The sequence below is a fragment of the Gordonia paraffinivorans NBRC 108238 genome (assembly GCF_000344155.1).
Classification (GTDB): domain Bacteria; phylum Actinomycetota; class Actinomycetes; order Mycobacteriales; family Mycobacteriaceae; genus Gordonia; species Gordonia paraffinivorans.
The window spans coordinates 21,527-42,065 of the sequence record NZ_BAOQ01000036.1 but is presented as its reverse complement, the minus strand read 5'-3'; the positions used below and the strand labels follow the sequence as shown (position 1 = coordinate 42,065).

Here is a 20,539-nt window from a genome sequence, read left to right as displayed (position 1 = left end):
CTACTTCTGTCCGTGCCAGACGGCGTCGAACGGCGCGGTCGAGGACAGGCGTCCGACGATGCCGGCGTGCGTGTACTCCTTGGCCTTGCGGACCGCGTCGACGACCTCGGCGCCCTTGGTGAGCTCCGCGGTGGTCGCGGCCGCGAACACACAGCCCGCACCGGACACGCGTTCGTCGCCGACCTTGGGCGCTCGCAGGATGGTGACGTCGGTGCCGTCGAAGAAGACGTCGATCGCCTCGTCGCCGGGGAGGCCGACGCCGCCCTTGACGACCACGTACCTCGGGCCAAGGTCGGCGATGCGCCGCGCGGCCTCGGCGAGGTCGTCGACGCTGGTCAGCTCATCCATCCCGGCCAGGGTCGCCGCCTCGAACAGGTTCGGGGTCACCACGGTGGCCAGCGGGAGGATCTCGGCGCGGAGCGCGTTGTCGGTGTCGAGTGCGGCACCGGGCTCCTGGCCCTTGCAGATCAGGACGGGGTCGACGACGACGTGGCGCCACGTCCGGGAGGACAACGCCTCGGCGACCGTCGAGATGGTCGCGGGCGTTCCGAGCATGCCGATCTTCACGACCTCGGGTTCATGCGCGACCGTGGCCGCCTCGATCTGGTCGGCGATGACGCCGGCGTCGACCGGGACGAAGCGGTGCCCCCATCCCGCCTTCGGGTCGAACGAGACGATGCAGGTGATGGTCCCGACCCCGTAGGTACCGAGCTGGGCGAAGGTGCGCAGGTCGGCCTGGATCCCGGCGCCACCGGTGGCCTCGGATCCGGCGATCACATACGACACGACTGACATTGCTCGTTCCTTTCGCGGTCCTCCACATGACCGCGTCCATTTCTACACCGTCACCGGCCGTGGCGATCGGTCAGGAGGTGCTGATGTGACCGGATCGCATGCACGTTTGTGAGGACCAGGTGCGGGTAACCGCCGCCCATGACGCCGAGGACCTCCGACACGATGCGTGCAATGGTGTACCGCGGACCGTACAAAGTGCGCGTCGAGGAGAAACCGGTGCCCCGCATCGAGCATCCCAACGACGCCATCGTGCGCGTCACGCACGCGGCGATCTGCGGCTCGGACCTGCATCTCTACCACGGGATGATGCCGGACACCCGGCCCGGCATGACCTTCGGTCATGAGTTCATCGGCGTCGTCGAGAGGGTCGGCGGGTCGGTGCGGAACCTCCGGGTCGGCGACCGGGTGATGGTCCCCTTCAACGTGTACTGCGGCACCTGCTACTTCTGTGCGAGAGGGCTGTATTCCAACTGCCACAACGTGAATCCGAACGCGACGGCAGTGGGCGGGATCTACGGATACTCGCACACCTGTGGTGGCTACGACGGCGGGCAGGCGGAGTTCGTCCGGGTTCCGTTCGCCGACGTCGGACCGAGCGTCATACCGGAGTGGATGGATCTCGAGGATGCGCTACTGCTCACCGATGCGCTCGCGACGGGATACTTCGGTGCGCAGCTGGCCGACATCCGGCCGGGCGAGACGGTCATCGTCTTCGGCGCAGGACCGGTCGGCCTCTACGCAGCACGATCGGCGTGGTTCATGGGCGCGGGACGCGTCATCGTCATCGACCATCTGGAATACCGGCTGGAGAAGGCGCGATCGTTCGCCTTCGCGGAGACCTACAACTTCGCCGAGTACGACGACATCGTCGTCCACCTGAAGAACATCACCGACAACATCGGCGCCGACCGGGTCATCGACGCCGTGGGCGCCGAGGCCGACGGGAACTTCCTCCAACACGTCACCGCGGCCAAGTTGAAGCTCCAGGGCGGGTCGCCGGTCGCCCTCAACTGGGCGATCGATTCGGTCCGGAAAGGCGGAACCGTCTCCGTGATGGGTGCGTACGGCCCGATTTTCAGCGCCGTCAGGTTCGGCGACGCCTTGAACAAGGGGCTCACGATCAACATGAACCAGTGCCCGGTCAAGCGGCAGTGGCCGCGCCTGTTCGACCACATCCGCAACGGCTATCTCAAGCCGAATGACATCGTGACGCACCGAATCCCGCTCGAGCACATCGCCGAGGGCCACCACATCTTCTCGTCCAAGCTCGATGGGTGTGTCAAACCCATCATCGTCGCCGAGGGCTAGGAGGATTCGATGCCCGCATACCCTGCAGACCGGCCGAACGACCCGGACACCTCGGCTCTCGTCGAGCGCATCCCGGGCTGGGGTGTCGACGCCGATCCCGCGGATCGGCCCGCCGTGCCGAAGGAGCTCCCGGTCGGTCCGGCGCCGGGAGTCCACTGGCAGGTGCCGGAGGAGCAGCCGGGTCGCGAAGGCCGGGAACGCTCGAATGAACACGCCTTCCTGCCGCCGGTGTTCGGGACGTCGACTCCGATGGGCGGGTTGTCCGGGATCGTGCGCCGCAGGGCGTACCGGTTCAGCGAGGCGCGCGCCGCGCACTGGTTGATCCTGCTCGCCGCCGACCGGGTGGCCGCGACCGAGGCCCATGTGCGGTCCTTCGCCGAGGGACGGCCCGACAACCCGATCACCGAGACCGGGGTGAAAGCGGAACTCACCCACCACGGGTGGTCGTCCCGCGTGGGCGCAAAGCGGGCCGACAACAATCACGCCTGGATCGACCCGATCCTGGTCGGTGGCCCGTGGGTCGCCGCCACCGTGGTCGCGGGTCTCGCGGGACGCGCAGCGGTGCGGGGCGCGAGGCGCCGATAGAGCACGTCTTCTGACCCGCGGGCTCACATCCCTCGCGTCGAACGGCGGCGGTGAGCTGGGTTTTTTCCGAATCCGCTGCCCTGGGCACCTCGATGATCGACATGGCCCGCGTCGCCCGGAACCCGAGGTTCGGGGTCAGCGCGACGGCGCCGGTCGCCTTCTGGGGCTACTCCGAGGGCGGTTTCGCCGCCGGGTCCGCGGCCGAGCTGGCCGCGTCCTATGCGCCGGAGCTGCCGGTCTTCGCCGCATTCGCCGGAGCCCCGGCACCCGATCTCGCCGATCTGGCCAGGCTCGGTGACGGCAGCCTGCTCGGCGGCGGCGTCGGATGGGTCGTCAACGGGTTCATCGCCGCCTACCCGCAGCACCGTGACGCGTTCCTCTCGGTGTTCAACCAGCTCGGTCGCAGCGTGCTGCGAGATGTCAACTCCTACTGCGTCTTCGACGTGATGCGCATGCTGCCGTTCGTGCCGACCACCTTCTACACGAAGGACGGTCGTCCCATCCGCGCCTACCTGGACAAGGAACCGTTCCGGACCGCGGTCGACGAGCAGCGGTTGGGTCGCGTCGCACCGAAGATGCCCGTCCTGGTGTCGCAGAACCGGGGCGACGACGTCGTCGACCCGCTCGGCACCGACCGCATGGTCCGCTCCTGGCGGGCGAAGGGAGCCGACGTCACGGTGGAGACCCAGCACCTCCCGCTGTTCCTGCCCGGCACCTTCTTCGGGCACGGCATCGGGATGGTCGGAGAACTCCGGGCGTTGTCCTGGCTGAACGAGAAGGCAGCCGCTCTCGGGCGGTGAACCCGCCGGCTCGCGCGGACGACCGCGCGAGCCGGTCACTCGCGAACCAGCCCGCACGACCCCGCAGGGTGCCTATAGTCGCCTCGTCGGTTGACGCCTCGGATCGGAGGATGATGGACGTTCAGGAGATCGCGGACAGGTTCGAGATCGCCGATGTGCTCTACCGCTACTCCCGTGCGGTCGACACGAAGGACTGGGATCTGTGGCGCTCGGTGTTCACCGAGGACGCGGTGGTGGACTACTCCTCCGCCCCGTTCGGCAAGGTGGGTGGCCGCGACGAGATCGCGGCGTGGCTCGAGGAGAGTTTCGCGTTCGTCACCGTCAGTCAGCATTTCATCACCAACATCGAGTACCGCTTCGACGGCGACCGGGCCGAGGTGCGTGCGATGTTCTACAACCCGATGCAGTTCGCCGGGATGACGGAGCTGAGCACCTGCGGCGGCAACTACCACCATTCGATGGTGCGGACCGAGACCGGCTGGAGGAGCAGGCGCCTGCTCGAGGAGAGCCTCTGGTTCGTCAATTCGCCGCTGCAGGCGAACAGCGACTGACCCCCTGTCCCGTCGTCACCCGGTCGTGTCCCGCAGGCAACGATCCGGTGGCGATGCAAGCGACGAGCGACGAGCGATGTTTCACGCTCCCGGCGTCTGAGGTATCCACCCCATGACGTGAGGAGTTCTGTGGACGACACCCGAACCTGCCTGGTCACCGGCGCCACCGGTTATGTCGGCGGCCGCTTGGTGCCCCGATTGCTCGACCGCGGCCACCGCGTACGCGCACTGGCCCGCACCCCGTCGAAGCTCTCCGCGGCGCCGTGGACCGACGATGCGAACGCCGAGGTCGTGAAAGGCGATCTGTCGGACCGGGATTCGCTCGTCGCCGCCTTCGAGGGCGTCGACGTGGTGTACCACCTGGTCCACTCGATGAGCACCGCCGGCGATTTCGCCGCCGAGGAGCGGCGCTCTGCCGAGAACGTCGTCGACGCCGCCACGCGTTGCGGCGTGTCCCGCATCGTGTATCTCGGCGGGCTGCATCCGGAGGGCACCGAGCTCTCCGAACACCTCGCGTCGCGGGCCGAGGTCGGCGACATCCTGATCGATTCACCGGTCGAGACGGTCGCGCTGCAGGCCGGCACCCTGATCGGCTCGGGGTCGGCCTCGTTCGAGCTGATCCGCCACCTCACCGAGCGTCTGCCCGCGATGACCACTCCGAGGTGGGTGAGCAACGAGATCCAGCCCATCGCCGTGGCGGACGCACTGCATTACCTGGTCGAGGCGGCGACCGCCGACGTACCGGGGTCGCGGACGTGGGACATCGGCGGACCGGACGTGCTCGAGTACGGCGACATGATGCAGATCTACGCCGAGGAGGCGGGTCTGCGGCGCCGGGTCATGGTGGTACTCCCCTTCCTGACCCCGTCGGTCGCGAGCCGGTGGGTTCGTCTGGTGACCCCGATCCGCGGCAACGTCGCCCGCCCACTGATCGAATCGCTCGAGTGCGACGCGGTCTGCCGCAACCGCGACGTCGACGAGATCATCCCGCCGCCGCCGGGCGGGCCGACGCCGTACCGCGAGGCGATCCGCGCGACGCTGCAGCGGATCGAATCCGGTGCGGCCCGCGCGAGCTGGAGCGACGTGACCGCACATCGGCCGGCAGCCGAGCCGATCCCGTCCGACCCCGAATGGGCGGGTGAGACGGTGTTCGAGGAGACCTCGACCACGATCGAGGCCGGCACGGTCGACGGCGTGTGGAAAAGCCTTCGCGGCCAGGGTGTTCCGGTGGTCGAGAACGATCCGGACCTGGTCCGGTTCCGGGCCCACGACGACGCGTTCGGTGTCGGTTTCGTCGACCACCGACTGCGCACTCTCGGCCCCGGGCGCGTCGAGGTGTCCACGACCACCCGCTTCTTCCCGCGCGGTCTGGCCGGACTCGCGTATTGGCAGCTCGGCCGGCCGCTCCGCGCCGTCGGGGTGCCGGCGGCGAACCCGTTCCGCTGACACGTCGCCGGCCCTGCGGCCGGCGCATCGAAGCACGGGTTAAGGTCAGCACACCCGCCGCACCGGTGGGTGCCGCCCCGCCGTGCTCGCACGCCCGGTCGGGGGTGGGCGGGAGACGAGCAGAAGGTGAGCGGTGTCGCTGTCGGGACGTATCGACGACTTCCAACGTCGCCACCCGGCGACCGGCTACCCGCTCGCGGTGATCTACAAGTTCTTCGACGACCAGGGCGCGTACCTGGCCGCGATGTGCACCTACTACGCGTTCATCTCGCTGTTCCCGCTGCTGTTGCTGTTCTCGACGATCCTGGGCATCGTGCTCGCCGACAATCCGGCGCTGCAGGAGCGGATCCTCGACTCGGCGATGAGCCAGATCCCGGTCATCGGCGCGGAGCTCGGCGAGCCGGAGAAACTCGGCGGCGGTGTCCCGACGCTGATCATCGGCGGACTGATCGCGCTCTACGGCGGGCTGGGCGTCGCGGTCGCGGTGCAAAACGCGATGAACGTCATCTGGGCGGTTCCCCGCAACGAACGGCCCGATCCGATCCTCGTCAGGCTGCGCGGCATGGTGCTGCTGTCGACCGTCGGCCTCGCGATCGTCGGGCTGACGGTGGTCAACGGCTTCGCCGCCGGCCTCGACCTGGGTGTCGCCAACCGCTGGTTCGCGATCCTCGGCTCGGTGATCCTGAACACCGGGGTGTTCACCATCGCCTTCCAGTTCGGCCCAGCGCGCGACCTGTCGATCCGCGACGTGTTCCCGGGCGCCTTCGCCGCGGCTCTGTGCTGGCAGGCGATCCAGACGTTCGGCGCGGTCTACGTCGAGCGGGTCATCGCGAATGCGAGCGCGACCAACGGCGTGTTCGCGATCGTGCTCGGCCTGCTCGCATTTCTCTACGTCACGTCGATCGTGCTGATGTTCTGCCTCGAGGCCAACGTGGTGCGCGTCGACCACCTCTACCCCCGGTCGCTGCTGACGCCGTTCACCGACAACGTCATCCTCACCAAGGGTGACGAGCGCGCCTATTCGGCGCAGGCACGCGCGCAGCGGAACAAGGGCTTCCAAGAGATCGACGTCACCTTCGACAATCCCCGGGAGAACCCGGACCAGGCCGCCGGTGGTTCAGACTCGCAGGGCTCTCCCGACCGGGCCGCTGAGAACGCCTCGGACAAGGGCTGACCGCGTCAGAGCCGCATCGAACCCGTCTCGCGGAACCGCTGGTGGAAGCTGAACGCCTCGCCGAGGATGTGCGGGGTGTGTCCGGCCCCGGGCAGCGATTCCGCGCGGGTGAAGTAGTCGTGCAGCATCGGCCGGTACTCCGGATGGGCGCACTTGTCGATGATCAGCCGGGCGCGGCGCCGCGGTGACAGGCCGCGGAGGTCTGCCAGCCCGTGCTCGGTGACCAGGACCTGAGAGTCGTGCTCGGTGTGGTCGACGTGCGGCGTCATCGGGACGATCGACGAGATCGCGCCGCCCTTGGCCGTCGACGGGCTCAGGAACATCGACACGTAGCCGTTGCGGGCGAAGTCGCCCGAGCCGCCGATGCCGTTCATGATCTTGGTGCCCATCACGTGCGTCGAGTTCACGTTGCCGTAGATGTCGGCCTCGAGCATGCCGTTCATCGCGATCACGCCGAGCCTCCGGACCACCTCGGGGTGGTTGCTGATCTCCTGCGGGCGCAACGTGATGTGGTTGCGGTAGAAGTCGATGTTGGCGTTGAGTTCCTCGATGCCGGCCTCGCTCAGCGCCAGTGCGGTCGACGACGCGTGCGCGACGGTCCCGTCCTTGATCAGCCGCAGCATGCTGTCCTGGATGACCTCGGAGTAGCAGGTCAGACCCTTGTACGAGCCGCGGTCGAGGCCGCCGAGGACGGCGTTGGCGACGTTGCCGATGCCGGCCTGAAGCGGGAGCAGGGTGTCCGCGGGCAGGCGGCCGTTGCGGACCTCGTAGTCGAAGAAGTCGAGGACGTGACCGGCGATCGCCTCGCTGACCTCGTCGGGCGGGGTCAACGCGCTGGCCTGGTCGCGATGGTTGGTCTCGACGACGGCGACGACCTTGTCCGGGTCGACGCGGAACGTCGGCTGACCGATGCGGTCCTGCACCCGGGTCAGCGGGATCGGCTTGCGGTTCGGCGGCAGCGCGGTCCCGTAGTAGACGTCGTGCATGCCCTCGACGCCCTCGGGCACCCATGAGTTGACCTCGAGGATGACCTTCTTGGCGACGTCGAGCCAGGTCTTGTTGTTGCCGATCGACGCGGACGGGACCAGCTCCCCCATCTCGGTGACCCCCGACACCTCGACGACGGCGACGTCGACCGTTCCGTAGTAACCCGTCCACACCTGCTGGGCGACGTGCGACAGATGGATGTCCACGTAGTCCATGCGGCCTTCGTTGATCTTCTTCCGGGCGGTCGCCTCGGACTGATATGGCATCCGCAGGCCGATGCCGTCGATCTCGGCGAGCGCACGCTCGGTGTCCGGAGATACCGACGCTCCCGTGAGCAGGTTGATGGTGAAGTTGGCGCCCGTGCCCCGTACCTGACGGATGCGGTCGGCGAGGGCGGGGATGATCACCTTCGGCGTACCAGCGCTCGCGAAACCGCTGATCGCGACGGTGTCGTTGGACTGGATGAACTTCACTGCGTCGGCGGCCGACATCACCTTCGACGCGTACGCGGCACTACGGATTCGTCCCGACGAGGCGGAACTGCGAACTGTGGGGGTCACCCGCTCAGGATAGGGCCCCGCCTCGATGATCAAAATCACGGATAACCGAGACATGTCTCGCGCGGCATGGTATAGGGCGGCGCGTGAGCTGGTCGATCGACCGACTTGTCGGATTTCGGCGGCCGGGTATCAGTGCACGGCGCTGAGCTCGACGAGTAGCACGCCGATCGCGATGACCGCGATCCCGGCGATCATCCGCCGCGTCAGTCGCTCGTCGAACAGGTAGTGCGCTGCGACCGCGGTCGCAGCGACCCCGGTGGCGGCCCAGATCCCGTAAGCGACGCCGAGTGGCAGGCCCAACCGGAGTCCGATCGTCAGCGCCGCGAAGGCCATGGCATATCCGACGGCGACCAGGGCGTAGAAGCTGCTGCGGCCATTCGTCGCCACCCGAAGGGCGAGCGTCGCGCTGACCTCGGACACGATCGCGAGGGCGAGGAACAGGTAACCCATCGTCACGTCGTCTCGTCGATGTCGACGGCAGCGTGTGTGCTCGATCCGGACTCGACCAGCAGCACGCCGACCATGATGCACACGATGCCGATGCCCATCAGCGGCGTGAAGGCCTCGCCGAAGATCACCGATGACAGGACGGCGGTGAGCGCCACCCCGGCCGCGGCCCAGACCCCGTAGGCGACACCGACCTTCATCCCCTGCCGCAGGACTGCGGACAGGAGGACGAAGGCGACGACGTACCCGAGGACCACCACGGCGTAGAGCGCCGGATGCGACTGCGATCCCTTCAGTGAGAGCGTCGCCGCGACCTCGGACGCGATGGCGCCGATCAGCAGGATCCAGGGCATCCGGACTTCCTTCGCGCGGTGTGGGATGACGACGGGTGGTGGCGAGAATCTACCCGAACGCGACATGGACCCGGAGCTTCCCGCCGCGGGTCCATGTTCTCGGGGTGGATCAGGCGTCGACGGTCGTCCGGTTCGCGGCCGTATCCGCTGCCGGCCAGCCGATCGTCCGGCCCAGGACCGCGTCGACGCTGATGAGGCCGGCGCCCACGACCGCGAGGAGCAGCGAGCCGGCGCCCAGCGTCAGGACGAACTCGTATCCGCCGTCGGATGCCCAGAGTCCGTTGTCGATGTGGGTGAAGAAGATCGCGCCCAGCATGTCGATGACGAACAGGGCGGCGACGATCGGGGTCAGCAGGCCGACGATCAGTGCGATGCCGCCGAGGATCTCGAGCCAGGTCACGAGGAACGCGGACACCGCGGGCAGCGGGACGTCCATGTACTCGAAGCCCGCCTTGGGGCCGGCCCAGCCGTTCTGCTGGAACTTCTGCAGGCCGTGGGCGAGGAAGACGACACCGATTGCGATGCGCGCGAGGAGGATTCCGACGCTGCGGACGATCGGGTTGGTCATGTGGAACCGCCTTCGAGTTCGGGAAGTCACTTGATGTGTCAACTGAACGTAGGCCTAATCACTTGATGAGTCAAGTAAAGCTTCAAGTATTTGGGATCGGATAGACTGCCCGCGTGCCGGATGAGCAGGAGCCGAACTGGCTCGACGACGAGGAGATGGACGCCTGGATCCAGGTGGCGATCGCACTCGCGCGGCTCCCCCACGCCCTCGACGCCCAGTTGCTCCGCGACGCCCAGCTGACCCACTTCGAATACGAAGTGCTCGCGGCACTTTCGGAGGCGCCGAAGAGGACCCTGCGGATGAGCGAGCTGGCCGAGATGTCCTACGGCTCGTTGTCCCGGCTCTCCCACGTGGTGGGTCGCCTCGAGAAGCGGAACTGGGTGCGCCGGTTCCAGTGCCCAGAGGACGGCCGATACACGAACGCCGTCCTCACCGACGAGGGCTGGGAGAAGGTCGTCGCGACCGCACCCGGTTACGTCGCCAACGTGCGTCGCCTGGTGATCGATCGGCTGACCCGCGCGCAGTTGCGACAGGTGTCGGCGATAGGCCGTCGGATCAACGATCCGGACGCCGACCCGCGCTGAGCGGCCGAGCGCTGCTCAGACGCCCCGACCCGTTTGTCGGTCCCCGTCGGCCGTCACGCGCAGCCGGTCGAGAAACGGCAGGATCGTCGGGTCGACGTCGCCGCGCATGGTGGTGCCGAACCGATACACGAGTTCCCGAACGGCGGGACCGGCGTCGAGCACGGGTCGCACGAGTCCGACACGCGCACACTCTCGGAGGGCGGGGACGAGCAGGTTCCCGGCCTGCTCTGCGGACCCGGAGGCGGCGAGGCACTCCGCGAGCAGCAGACGCCCGTTGAGCGCGGCCCGGGCGCGGCCGGTCGGGCCGATGCCCTCGCACAGCATGCGCGCCCGTCGACAGGCCTCGCCGCGGCTGTCTGCGGTGCCGCTTGCGAGGAGGGCCCGGATGGCGGCCTCCTCGATCTTCTCCGCGGTGACCCGCGCGATGCCGTCGGGGAGATCGTCCGGCATCGCCGGCGGGAACGACTCCGCCGACAGGCCTTCGACACCGCCCCCGGAACGGAGCCGTTCGGCGGTGATGTGCGCGGCCAGGCGCGGCAGATGGAGCGATTGCGCGAGCCGCTCCCCTTCGTCGAGCCGATGCCGTGCTTGATCATCGAGTCCCAGTGCATGTTTCGCCCGCGCCCCGACGACGTAGGTCGCGATGATGATTTCGACGATCCCGCCCTCCGCGCCGAGGTGATAGGTGTCGTCGAGCAGTTCGACCGCGTCGGAGACCTCCCCTCGCTCGTACAGCAACTCCCCGAGCAGCGCGCCGCTGAGCCGGGAGCCGTAGGAGCGGTCCTCGTCGGAGTCGCGGGCCAGGCTCATCGCGTGCCGGAACGAGGCCTCGGCGGTGTCGAAATCGAGCTCCTCCCGGGCGGCGACACCGGCGAGGATGTAGCCATAGATGACGCTGAACGGTCCCCTCGTACGACGGTGGTGGGGGCGCGCCCAGCTGAGCCACTGGCGGGCTTCGTCGTACTGGAATCGCTGGACCTCGCGGAACGAGGCGATGGCGGCGATCCCGCCCGGTGGTGTAACAGCGCGTGCGCCCACGCGATCGCCACCTGCAGGTCCGGCCGGCGGCGACGGGCGGTGGTCGGCAGCTTGGTCGCGAGCCCCAGCACCGTGCTCATCCTGGACTGCTCGAGCAGGTCGAAGGCCTCGTCCTCGACGAGTGTGATCGCCTGTTCCTCGTCGCCGGCCGCGAGGTGCTGGTCCACGGCGGCGCTGAGCATCCCGCGATCGGCGAACCACGTCGCGGCGCTCCGGTGGAGTGCGTCCGCCCGAGCGGGGTCCTCGCGCTCCAGTCGCTGGCGGAGGATGTCGGCGAACAGGTGGTGGAAGCGGAACCACTGCCCTTCGGCGTCGAGGCGGGTCAGGAAGAGATCCCGATCCTCGATGTCCTCGAGGATCCGCTGGCAACGACGGCGGCCGGTGAGCGCCTCGGCCAGGGACGCGCAGATGCGCTCGCTGACGGACGTGGCGAGCAGGAAGTCGAGGAGTTCGGCATCGAGACTGTCGAGCACGTTCTCGGCCAGGTAGTCCCCGAGCTCGCGATGATTGGCGGCGAACCGCCGGATGGCGGCCTGGGGATCGTCGTCGTCACGGAGAGCGAGCGAGGCGAGTTGCAGGGCGGCGACCCACCCGTCGGTGGTCTCCTCCAGTTCGGCCACGTCCGCGTCGTCGATCGGCAGGCCGGTGCCGGCCAGCAGCAGCTCACGGGATTCGTCCATGTCGAAACGCAGGGCGCGCGAGTCGATCTCGATGAGCTCGTTCCTCACACGCAGCCGGCCGAGTGGCAGGTGCATCCGGGTGCGGCTGGTGACGACGAGCTGCAGGTGCCGACAACCGCGCTCGATCATGAACAGGGCGATGTCACGGCTCGCCGGGTTGGTGATCCGGTGCCAGTCGTCGAGGACCACGCGGATGTGTTCCTGCGAGGTGTGGATCCGGTTGACCAGGGTGGTCAGGACATACCGCTCGGCACCCTCGCCGTGCTCCTCGAGAACCCGGGTGAGTTCGGTGCCGAGACCGGGTACCGCGAAGCCGATCGCGTCGACGAGATGCGACAGGAACCAGGCGGGTGTGTTGTCGTCCTCGTCTACGGCGAGCCAGGCGGTCTTGCCTTCGGTCTGCTCTACCATCTGCACGTACTGGATGGCCAGCACGGTCTTGCCGAAGCCGGCGGGACCGTGGATCAGGACGAGCCGGGCACGGGTGTCGCCGGAGAGTCGTCGTAGCAGGCGGCGTCGCGGGACCATCGCATGAGCCATCACGGGCGGCCGGTATCTGGTCGCGACCACCGGTGGACGACCGGAGCCGCTGTCGGGACCGCGGAGACGCAGATACCCGGAGGCGTCGACCGAGGTGTTCGTCGGCTGCTGCGCGATGTCGTCGGAGTCCGGCTCGATGGTGATCAGCGGAACCGGGACGTCGGCGACCGGCAGGCCCAGTTCGGCGCCGGCCGATCGCAGGGCCTCCCCGAACCCTGCTGCGGTGGGGTATCTCTCGGCACGATCGCGGCACATACCGCGGGCGATCACCCGGCAGACCGGATCTGGAATCCCCCGCTCCGCCAGATCCGGGAGGCGCTCGGTGGTGATCCGGAGTAGCTGCGCCACCAGCTCCTCTCCCTTGCGACGCCCGTACGCGGGCCGCCCGGACAGGGCGGTGAACAGGGTCGCGGCCAGGCCGTACACGTCGGCGATGACCGACGGCGGGTCGCCGCGCAACACCTCCGGCGCGGTGTAGGCGGGGGTGCCCAGCACGAGACCGCGCGTGGTGTCATCGCGGTCGGCGAGTCGGGCGATGCCGAAGTCGGTGAGCTGCGGTTGTCCGTAGTCGGTGAGGAGGATGTTCGCCGGTTTGAGGTCGCGGTGCAGGACATCGCATCGATGGGCGGTCTCCAGGGCGCCCGCCATCTTGATCCCGACGTCGAGGACCTCGGCGACATCGAGCCGGCCGCTGCGGCGGATGTGCCCGTCGAGCGACCCCCGGGCGTGGAACGGCATGACGATGTACGGGTGGCCGGTCCTGGTCACGCCGGCCTCGAGGACGTGGACGATGTTGGGGTGTCCCGACAGGCGGCCCATGGCCTGCTGTTCCCGGAGGAATCGGACCCGGTCGGTGTCGTCACGGCCGGCGCGGAGGACCTTCACCGCGACGTCGCGGTCGAGAGCGGGCTGGCGGCAGCGGTAGACCACCCCGAAGCCGCCGCGACCGGACACGCGGGCGTCGACGAAACCGGCCGAACTCAGGTCGTCGGCGATCTCCCGGGGAGGGGGATCTGCCTGCTGGGTGACGATTCGCCTGGCCATCGGGGGTCACCTACCCGACTCGCGGCGGCGTCGATCGCGGCCGGTCGCTCCGGGAGCCCGGCTGCGTCGGCGAGAGTACGACTGAGTCGGTCATGGACGTCCCCTGATGCTCGTGTCCCGAGTCTAGGCGTCGTGACGGGGCGATGGTTGCGACACCGTCAGCCGAGGCGGCCGATCGTGTCGGCGGCGGGTTCGGCCACTGCATCGCGATATCCGGTTCCCGCCCAGAGGTTGATCCCGTCCGGGTCGTCGGCGGTCGCACGCCGCAGCCCACCGGTCAGTTTGTTGACCGCCGGATACTCGGCGACCGCGGCCTCCCCGAATTCGTCGGTGAACCGATTGCGCAGCGCCCGGGCGGGGCGGCCGCTGAACGCGAGCGTCACGACCGTCTCGGTGCGTGCGGGATCGGCGAGCGCATCGGCATGGGCCGGTTTGGTGCCGGCCTCGTGGGTGCGCAGCAGGACCGTGCCCACCTGGACGGCCGTCGCACCCGACGCCCGCACGTGGTCGGCGCGGTCTCGCGTCGAGATGCCTCCCGCGGCGACCAGCGGCAGGTCGAGTCGGCCGCGAACCGCGCGGAGGAGATCGTCGAGCGGTTGCGACGGCGGGATCGCGCGCCGGTCGAACACCGAGCGGTGCCCGCCCGCATCGGGCCCCTGCACGCAGAGCCAGTCCGCGCCGGCCTCCGCGGCGAGCACCGCATCGTCGACGCCGGTCACGGTGACCCCGACACTGCATCCGTGGCGGTGCAGCTCGGCGACGGCGGGCGCGGGCGGACATCCGAAGGCGAACGACACCACCGGGATCCGCTCGTCGCACATGAGCGCGATCTTGGCATCGAAGTGATCGTCGTCGTCACCGAGTTCGTCGACGGCGGGCAGGTCGACGTCGAGTGCGGCCGCGTACCCCAGAAGCCGCTCGCGGTAGCGTGCCACCGCCGCCCGATCCACCGGGTCGGTTTCGGGGACGAAGATGTTGACGCCGAACAGCTCGGTTCCGGCGGCGCGGACCGCCGCGATGTCGGAGGCCAGCTTCTCCGGGGTCAGATAGCCGGCGGCGAGCTGACCCAGGCCCCCGGCCCCGCTCGCTGCGGACACCAGCGCCGGCGTGGTGGGTCCGCCCGCCATCGGCGCGGCGACCACCGGCACGTCGAGGTCTCGGGGATCGAACATCGCCGGCTCCGAGACGGTCACCGTGGCTCGCGGGCCACCGTCGCCCGCGACAGCCGGCTCTCGGCGACCGAGTCCATCTCCTCGAGTTCGAGGCCCTTGGTCTCCTCGACCTTCTTCCACACGTACACGAACGACGCGGCGGCGCAGAAGGCGAAGAAGCCGTAGATGATCCCGAGTCCCACCAGTTCGGTCATCTGCGGGAACAGCATCGAGATGGTGAAGTTGGCGATCCAGTTGGCCGCGGTGCAGACGCCGAGGGCGACACCGCGAATCCTGTTCGGGAACATCTCGCCGAGCATCACCCACATCACCGGGCCCCACGTCGCGGCGAACGCCACGACGAACAGGTTGGCGCCGATGAGTGCGACCACGCCCCACGATTCGGGCAACGTGACGTCGTCTCCCTCGCCGATCTGCTGGGTGAACGCGATGCAGGCCATCAGCAGTCCGATGAACATCCCGACGGAACCGGCCAGCAGCAGCTTGCGACGTCCGACGCGGTCCACGAACAGGATCGCCACGAACGTCATGCCGACGTTGATGACGGCGGTGATGACCGACGTCCGGAACGAGTCGCTCTCGGAGAAGCCGACGGACTGCCACAGCGTCGTCGAGTAGTAGAAGATCGCGTTGATGCCGACGAACTGTTGGAAGACCGCGATCCAGATGCCCACCCACACCAGCGGGTGAAGGCCGAACGAGGGGCCGGTGATGTCCTTGATCGACGTCTTGGCCTCGCGTTTGACGGTCAGCTTGATCTCTTTGACACGGTCGAGCGGGTTGGCCTCGCCGGTGACCGTCTGCAGGATGCGCGCCGCCTCCTCGTCGCGATTGCGGCCCACCAGGTATCGGGGCGACTCCGGGATCATCAGCGCGAGAAGGCCGTAGACCAGTGCCGGCACGACACCGACGAGGAACATCCACCGCCAGGCCTCGAGACCCCACCAGAGGTCCGCCGACGCGCTGCCCGCGGAGTCGGCGAGGATCGCATCGGACAGGAGGGCGGCGAAGATGCCCGTCGTGATCGCGAGCTGCTGCATCGACGCGAGCGCTCCGCGATACCGGGCCGGGGCGATCTCGGAAATGTAGGCCGGTGCGATCACCGAGGCGATGCCGATGCCGATGCCGCCGAGGACGCGCCACAGCAGCAGGTCCGGGATCGTCTGGGTGAAGCCGGTGCCGATCGAGGAGATGATGAACAGGGCCGAACCGAGCAGCATCACGCGCTTGCGGCCCCAGACGTCGGCGAGCCGACCGGCGAACCAGGCGCCGAGCGCGCAACCGAGAAGGGCGATCGCGACGGCGAAGCCCGTCATGAGTTTGCCGAGCCCGAAGCTGTTCTCGATGGAGTCGACCGCGCCGTTGACCACCGAGCTGTCGAAGCCGAACAGGAAGCCGCCCACCGCGGCGGCGACCGTGACGCCGATGACCTTCGCGGTGTGCTGTTCGGCGACCTCGCGCTCCTGGGCGTCGGTCATCGCATGACCCCGATCGCCGTGTGGTCGCAGCAGGGAACGTGGGGCATGTCCGTGACCTCGCTGTCCGGTTGCTTCCGTCGACGCCGACGGCTGTCGCGCCCAAATGTACTCGCGGGGTGACGGCGGGCGGGCGAGGTATGGGAACACCTCGATCTCGATCGGGTGTACCTGCAGGTCAGGTCTGTTCGGAGACGAGAGGCCCGGTGGCGATGAGCGGTCCGTCGGCCATGATCTCGCCCAACGGGAGCGGGCGGCCGTAGTGGAAGCCCTGCCCGTAGTCGCATCCCACCTCGGCGATGATCCCCGCCTGCTCGGCGGTTTCGATGCCCTCGGCGACGACGCGGACGCCGACCGAGTGCGCCACGCCGACGATCCCGGACAGGATCCTGCGGGCATTGGGTCCCTCCCGGAGAGCGTCGACGAAGCCCTTCGCGGTCTTCATGATCTCCACCGGCATCCGGTACAGCTCGCTGAGTGTGGAAGCGCCCGTGCCGAAGTCGTCGAGTGAGATCCGGACGCCCAGCGCGCGGATGCCTGCGAGCAGGTCGAGCAGATCCCGGTCGATCGGCGCGATCGCGCTCTCGGTGATCTCCAGGCACAACGACTCGGCGGGTCGCGGTCCGCGCGTGACCACCCGGCGGAGGCGGTCGAGGAAGTCGCCGTGGTCGAGCTCTCGACGGGAGACATTGACGCTCAGCATGACCGGGCGCAGCTCGGCGATCGCGCCGACCTCCGCCGATGCCGTCTCCAGCACGTGGGCGCCCAGCGCGTCGATCAGCGTGGATCGTTCTGCGAGAGGGATGAACTCGGTCGGCGAGATCGGGCCGAGCTCCGGGTGGTTCCACCGCAGGAGGGCCTCGAGGGCGACGAGGGCGCCGGAAGCCGTCGACACGATGGGTTGGTAATGGATCTCGAGTTGCCCGGTGTCCGAGTCGAGGGCCCGACGCAACTCTTCCTCGATCCGCTGTCTGCGCTGTAGTTGCTCCCGGTGCTGAACGCGGAAGTGCACGTACGGAACCCGCGACGCCTTGCGTGCCTCGCCGAGAGCGATGTCGGCGTCGCGCAGCAGATCGGTCGGGGTGGCGGTGTCGCCCTTGTCGAGGGTCGCGACCCCGATGCTGGCGCGGATCGTCAGCGGTTGCGCCCGGATGCTCACCGGCACAGGCTGATCGATCGCGGTACGCACGGCGTCGATCTGCCGGTCGATGTCGGATGCGGAATCCTCCGTCGAATGTTTGGCCACCAGCACGAATTCGTCACCGCCGATCCTTCCCACCGCACCCGACTCGGGTGTCACCGCGGCCAGTCGCCGGGCGACGGTGTGCAGCACCTCGTCGCCCACCGCATGGCCGAGGGAGTCGTTGACGAGTTGGAAGCTGTCGAGGTCGATGTAATAGATCGTCACGCACGCCGGGTCGCCGTCGGCGCTGAGCTCGGCGATCTGCGCGTCGAGGCGATCGAGGATGCCCGCCCGGTTGTACAGCTGCGTGAGCGGATCGTGGACCGCATCCCAGGCCAGGCGTGTTCGCTCCCGGTACCGCTCGGTGACGTCGACGAAGGACACCACCGCAATCGGGTGGGCGTCGGCATCCTCGATGAGACGGCAACTGCACGACAGCCATCGCCGGCCGGCCTGCGTGGTGATCTCGGCCGTCGCATCGGTGACCGCGGAGCGGCTCTCCAGGCACTGGGTGACCGGGGACTCCCCGTCGACGAACCGCAACGGCAGATCGGCGATCGATTCGCCGGGCGCACACCGCGGCCCGAACATCGTCTCGGCGGCCGGGTTCGCGAGCTCGATCCCGCCGTCCTCGCCGACCACGAGCACGGGTTGGATCAGGCCGCCGAGGAGAGTCCTCAGCCGGTCGAGCAATGGTGCCGGCGCCGGCTCGGCGGCGGCGGATCTGATGGCCTTGCGCGAGATGACGTCGCGCAGGATCACCAGATAGGCGGGTTCGTCGAGCCACAGGGTTCGCACCGACGTGACCTCCATCGGCCTGGGCACGCCGGCGGCGTCGAGCATCGTCATCTCCTCGGGCGATGTCGTCGCACCGGTCTCGTCGCCGATGCCGACGAGGCGCTCGATCATCCGGGGGATCTCGTCGGGGTGGACGAAATCGGTGATGGGATGGCCCAACAACTCGTGTGGGGAACTGACGCGCGCGAAGTCGAGCGCCGCGGAGTTGACGTAGACGATCTTCCCGTCCTGATGGACGGCCATGGCATCGGGACTCAGATCGAGGAGCAGACGGTACCGCTCGGCCACCGCCGCGTCTCCGGCAGGAGGCACGGACGTGACGTCTCTCTCGACGACCTCACGCCCGTCGCCCCCGCGTGTCGAATCCGGCACCGATTCCATCCCTCCCCCCGCCCCGTGCGTCGGGTGTCCATGTTCCCTCACGCGACGCGGGTGACGGCGACGAAACGCCTTCGCGGCCGAATCTCGACGCAAACACCACATCCGTCGGCCCGATTCCGCCGCTGCGTCGCACATACGGGGGAACAATCGGCACAAATCACTCGGTTCACTGCACCGATGCACGTCCCGACCTCACAATTCGAGATATGACCACTGAGCGCGACAACTCGGCCGGTTCGTCGAACGCGGACACCACGCGGGGCTCGAAAGCGCGTCACGCGTTGAGCCAGTTCCTGAACTCCCCCTTCGCGGGCATGTCGCCGTGGATCCTCATGGCTCTGCTCACCGGGCCCGGGCGCTTCGAGGAAGCCGCCGCATCGGCTTTCGCGCTGTCGCTCCTGCTGGTTATCGGCACGCACAAGCGCGGCACGAGCATCAAACTCCTCGAGGTCTTCGACGTCGTCTACTTCGGCGTCATGGCGCTGCTCGCCCTCTTCGCGTCGCAAGGCATCATCGAGTGGCTGGAGAAGTGGGGCGGCGAGATGACCAACATAGCCCTCGTCGCATTCGCCCTCGGCTCCATCCTGATCCGCCAGCCGTTCACCCTGCAGTACGCCAAGGAGGACACCCCCGAGGAGTTCTGGGACAGTCCCCTGTTCCTGCGGATCAACTACGTCATCACGTGGGCCTGGGTCATCGGCTTCGGTGTCGGCGCGGTGTCGGGGGCCTACGGCGATGCCGTGCTCGACGATGCGAACAACTTCTGGACCGGCTGGATCATCCAGATCGGCGGCCTGATCTTCGCGATCTCGTTCACCGAGTTCTACCCGGACTACGCCTCCTACCGCGCGGCGGTGCGCGGGGGCTGGCTGTCCGACGACGACAAGCCGACTTCCGTTCTGCACGTGTTCGATTGGGTGCCGATGTACGTCCTCGCGATCGGCATCGCGGGACTGGTCACCGACTCGTTGAACACGACGGCGGGGATCGTGCTGATCGTCGTCGGGATCGTCGCGATCAACATCTACCGCAAAGTCACCGCCGCGATGGACCAATGCCTCGCGCAGACGGCGCCGCCCCGGGCGTCGAGCCCTCCCCCGCCCCCGGACTCGGCGTCGAACTGAGCGCCGTCCGGTCGGTAAGGTCGGTGACATGAATCTCGACGGGGTAGGAATCTGGAGTTCGCCACTACGTTACGGAGACGCCGGGGAGGCCGCGGAGGCCGCCGCAGAGCTCGACGAGCTCGGTTTCACCGCACTCTGGATCCCCGACGTCGGCGGTCCGGTGCTCGATTCCGTGCGCAACCTGCTCGGCGCCACCAAGCAGGCGATCGTCGCCACCGGCATCCTCAACATGTGGATGCACGAACCGGCCGACGTCGCCGCGGCGCACGCGGAGTTCACCGGCGAGTACGGACCCCGGTTCCTTCTCGGCCTCGGCATCAGCCATGCGCCGCTGATCGACCAGAAGGGCCCGGGCACATACAAGAAGCCGCTGGCGACCACGCGCGCATTCCTCGACGGTCTCGACGCCGCACCCACACCCGTGCCGGCCGACAGCCGGGTGCTGGCGGCGCTGGGACCCAAGATGCTGCAGCTCGCGGCCGACCGCACCAGGGGCGCCCACCCGTACCTGGTGACGCCGGACCACACGGCGACCGCGCGCGAGACCCTCGGCGCCGGACCACTCCTCGCTCCCGAGCAGACCGCGATCTTCGCCTCCGACCGTGAGGAGGCGCGGGCGATCGGCGTCAAGTGGCTGACGGGTTATCTCGCGATGCCCAACTACGCCAACAACCTCCGGCGCCTCGGATTCACCGACGACGACCTGAGCTCGGTGAGCGACCGCCTCTTCGACGCCCTCATCGCCTGGGGCGACGAGCAGGCGATCCTCTCGCGCATCGACGAACACCGTTCGGCCGGTGCCGATCACGTGTGCGTGCAGGTCCTGCAGGCGGACTTCAAGGGCTTCCCGCGCGAGCAGTGGCGTCGCCTCGCCGCAGCACTCGGCCAGAACTGAGTCACCCGACCGATCGCGTTGCGCTCGAGCTCGCCAACCGGGCGCAAGCGC

General features: G+C 68.5%; 18 protein-coding genes and 1 pseudogene. 9 read left to right on the top strand and 10 right to left on the bottom strand.

The features are described from left to right. Positions 1-795 carry a hydroxymethylpyrimidine/phosphomethylpyrimidine kinase gene (locus GP2_RS16940; RefSeq protein WP_006901764.1) on the bottom strand — a complete coding sequence of 265 codons (795 nt, stop codon included), beginning with the start codon at positions 793-795 and terminating at the stop codon, positions 1-3. Between the two features lie 162 nt (positions 796-957). On the opposite strand from GP2_RS16940, the gene GP2_RS16935 reads away from it, so the two are divergent. The 6 genes from GP2_RS16935 (at position 958) to GP2_RS16910 (ending at position 6,659) form a co-directional block, all read left to right on the top strand. After that, positions 958-2,103, top strand: coding sequence for a zinc-dependent alcohol dehydrogenase (locus GP2_RS16935; RefSeq protein ID WP_006901763.1), 1,146 nt, complete (start codon positions 958-960; stop codon positions 2,101-2,103). Between the two features lie 9 nt (positions 2,104-2,112). After that, positions 2,113-2,688, top strand: a complete 576-nt coding sequence (locus tag GP2_RS16930) for a hypothetical protein (RefSeq protein WP_006901762.1) — start codon at positions 2,113-2,115, stop codon at positions 2,686-2,688. Positions 2,689-2,738: 50 nt separating this feature from the next. Further along, positions 2,739-3,488 carry a lipase family protein gene (locus tag GP2_RS16925; protein WP_006901761.1) on the top strand — a complete coding sequence of 250 codons (750 nt, stop codon included), beginning with the start codon at positions 2,739-2,741 and terminating at the stop codon, positions 3,486-3,488. A gap of 113 nt (positions 3,489-3,601) precedes the next feature. After that, on the top strand, positions 3,602-4,039 hold the full coding sequence (locus GP2_RS16920) for a nuclear transport factor 2 family protein (RefSeq protein WP_006901760.1): 438 nt from the start codon (positions 3,602-3,604) through the stop codon (positions 4,037-4,039). 129 nt (positions 4,040-4,168) lie between these two features. Next, a complete protein-coding gene (locus GP2_RS16915; protein ID WP_006901759.1) occupies positions 4,169-5,485 on the top strand; it encodes an NAD(P)H-binding protein in 1,317 nt (438 codons plus the stop codon). A gap of 133 nt (positions 5,486-5,618) precedes the next feature. Then, on the top strand, positions 5,619-6,659 hold the full coding sequence (locus tag GP2_RS16910) for a YihY/virulence factor BrkB family protein (RefSeq protein WP_006901758.1): 1,041 nt from the start codon (positions 5,619-5,621) through the stop codon (positions 6,657-6,659). A gap of 5 nt (positions 6,660-6,664) precedes the next feature. On the opposite strand, the gene scpC is transcribed toward GP2_RS16910, so the two are convergent. The 4 genes from scpC to GP2_RS16890 form a co-directional block, all read right to left on the bottom strand. Then, on the bottom strand, positions 6,665-8,260 hold the full coding sequence (scpC, locus tag GP2_RS16905; protein WP_051997251.1) for a succinyl-CoA:acetate CoA-transferase ScpC: 1,596 nt from the start codon (positions 8,258-8,260) through the stop codon (positions 6,665-6,667). Between the two features lie 75 nt (positions 8,261-8,335). Continuing rightward, positions 8,336-8,656: a DMT family transporter gene (locus tag GP2_RS16900; protein WP_006901756.1), complete on the bottom strand. Its 321-nt coding sequence runs from the start codon at positions 8,654-8,656 to the stop codon at positions 8,336-8,338. Between the two features lie 2 nt (positions 8,657-8,658). After that, a complete protein-coding gene (locus tag GP2_RS16895; RefSeq protein WP_006901755.1) occupies positions 8,659-9,006 on the bottom strand; it encodes a DMT family transporter in 348 nt (115 codons plus the stop codon). 109 nt (positions 9,007-9,115) lie between these two features. After that, positions 9,116-9,574: a DoxX family protein gene (locus GP2_RS16890; protein WP_006901754.1), complete on the bottom strand. Its 459-nt coding sequence runs from the start codon at positions 9,572-9,574 to the stop codon at positions 9,116-9,118. Positions 9,575-9,687: 113 nt separating this feature from the next. Here GP2_RS16890 and GP2_RS16885 point away from each other — a divergent pair, with 113 nt between their 5' ends. Further along, on the top strand, positions 9,688-10,158 hold the full coding sequence (locus GP2_RS16885) for a MarR family winged helix-turn-helix transcriptional regulator (RefSeq protein WP_006901753.1): 471 nt from the start codon (positions 9,688-9,690) through the stop codon (positions 10,156-10,158). A gap of 15 nt (positions 10,159-10,173) precedes the next feature. Here the strand turns inward: GP2_RS16885 and GP2_RS22275 are convergent, their stop codons facing one another. The 5 genes and pseudogenes from GP2_RS22275 to GP2_RS16865 form a co-directional block, all read right to left on the bottom strand. Next, positions 10,174-11,196: a tetratricopeptide repeat protein gene (locus GP2_RS22275; protein ID WP_255218651.1), complete on the bottom strand. Its 1,023-nt coding sequence runs from the start codon at positions 11,194-11,196 to the stop codon at positions 10,174-10,176. A 290-nt stretch (positions 11,197-11,486) separates the two neighbouring features. Beyond that, a pseudogene (locus tag GP2_RS22500) lies at positions 11,487-13,460 on the bottom strand (serine/threonine-protein kinase); the annotation flags it as partial. A 158-nt stretch (positions 13,461-13,618) separates the two neighbouring features. Next, positions 13,619-14,632, bottom strand: coding sequence for an NAD(P)H-dependent flavin oxidoreductase (locus GP2_RS16875; RefSeq protein ID WP_006901750.1), 1,014 nt, complete (start codon positions 14,630-14,632; stop codon positions 13,619-13,621). Between the two features lie 17 nt (positions 14,633-14,649). Further along, on the bottom strand, positions 14,650-16,110 hold the full coding sequence (locus GP2_RS16870; RefSeq protein ID WP_006901749.1) for a sugar porter family MFS transporter: 1,461 nt from the start codon (positions 16,108-16,110) through the stop codon (positions 14,650-14,652). A 175-nt stretch (positions 16,111-16,285) separates the two neighbouring features. Continuing rightward, positions 16,286-18,400 carry a putative bifunctional diguanylate cyclase/phosphodiesterase gene (locus GP2_RS16865; protein ID WP_306302390.1) on the bottom strand — a complete coding sequence of 705 codons (2,115 nt, stop codon included), beginning with the start codon at positions 18,398-18,400 and terminating at the stop codon, positions 16,286-16,288. A gap of 275 nt (positions 18,401-18,675) precedes the next feature. On the opposite strand from GP2_RS16865, the gene GP2_RS16860 reads away from it, so the two are divergent. Next, complete coding sequence (locus GP2_RS16860; protein WP_006901747.1) at positions 18,676-19,593, top strand: hypothetical protein; 918 nt, start codon at positions 18,676-18,678, stop codon at positions 19,591-19,593. Positions 19,594-19,621: 28 nt separating this feature from the next. Next, a complete protein-coding gene (locus GP2_RS16855; RefSeq protein ID WP_006901746.1) occupies positions 19,622-20,488 on the top strand; it encodes an LLM class F420-dependent oxidoreductase in 867 nt (288 codons plus the stop codon). Positions 20,489-20,539: the final 51 nt, after the last annotated feature.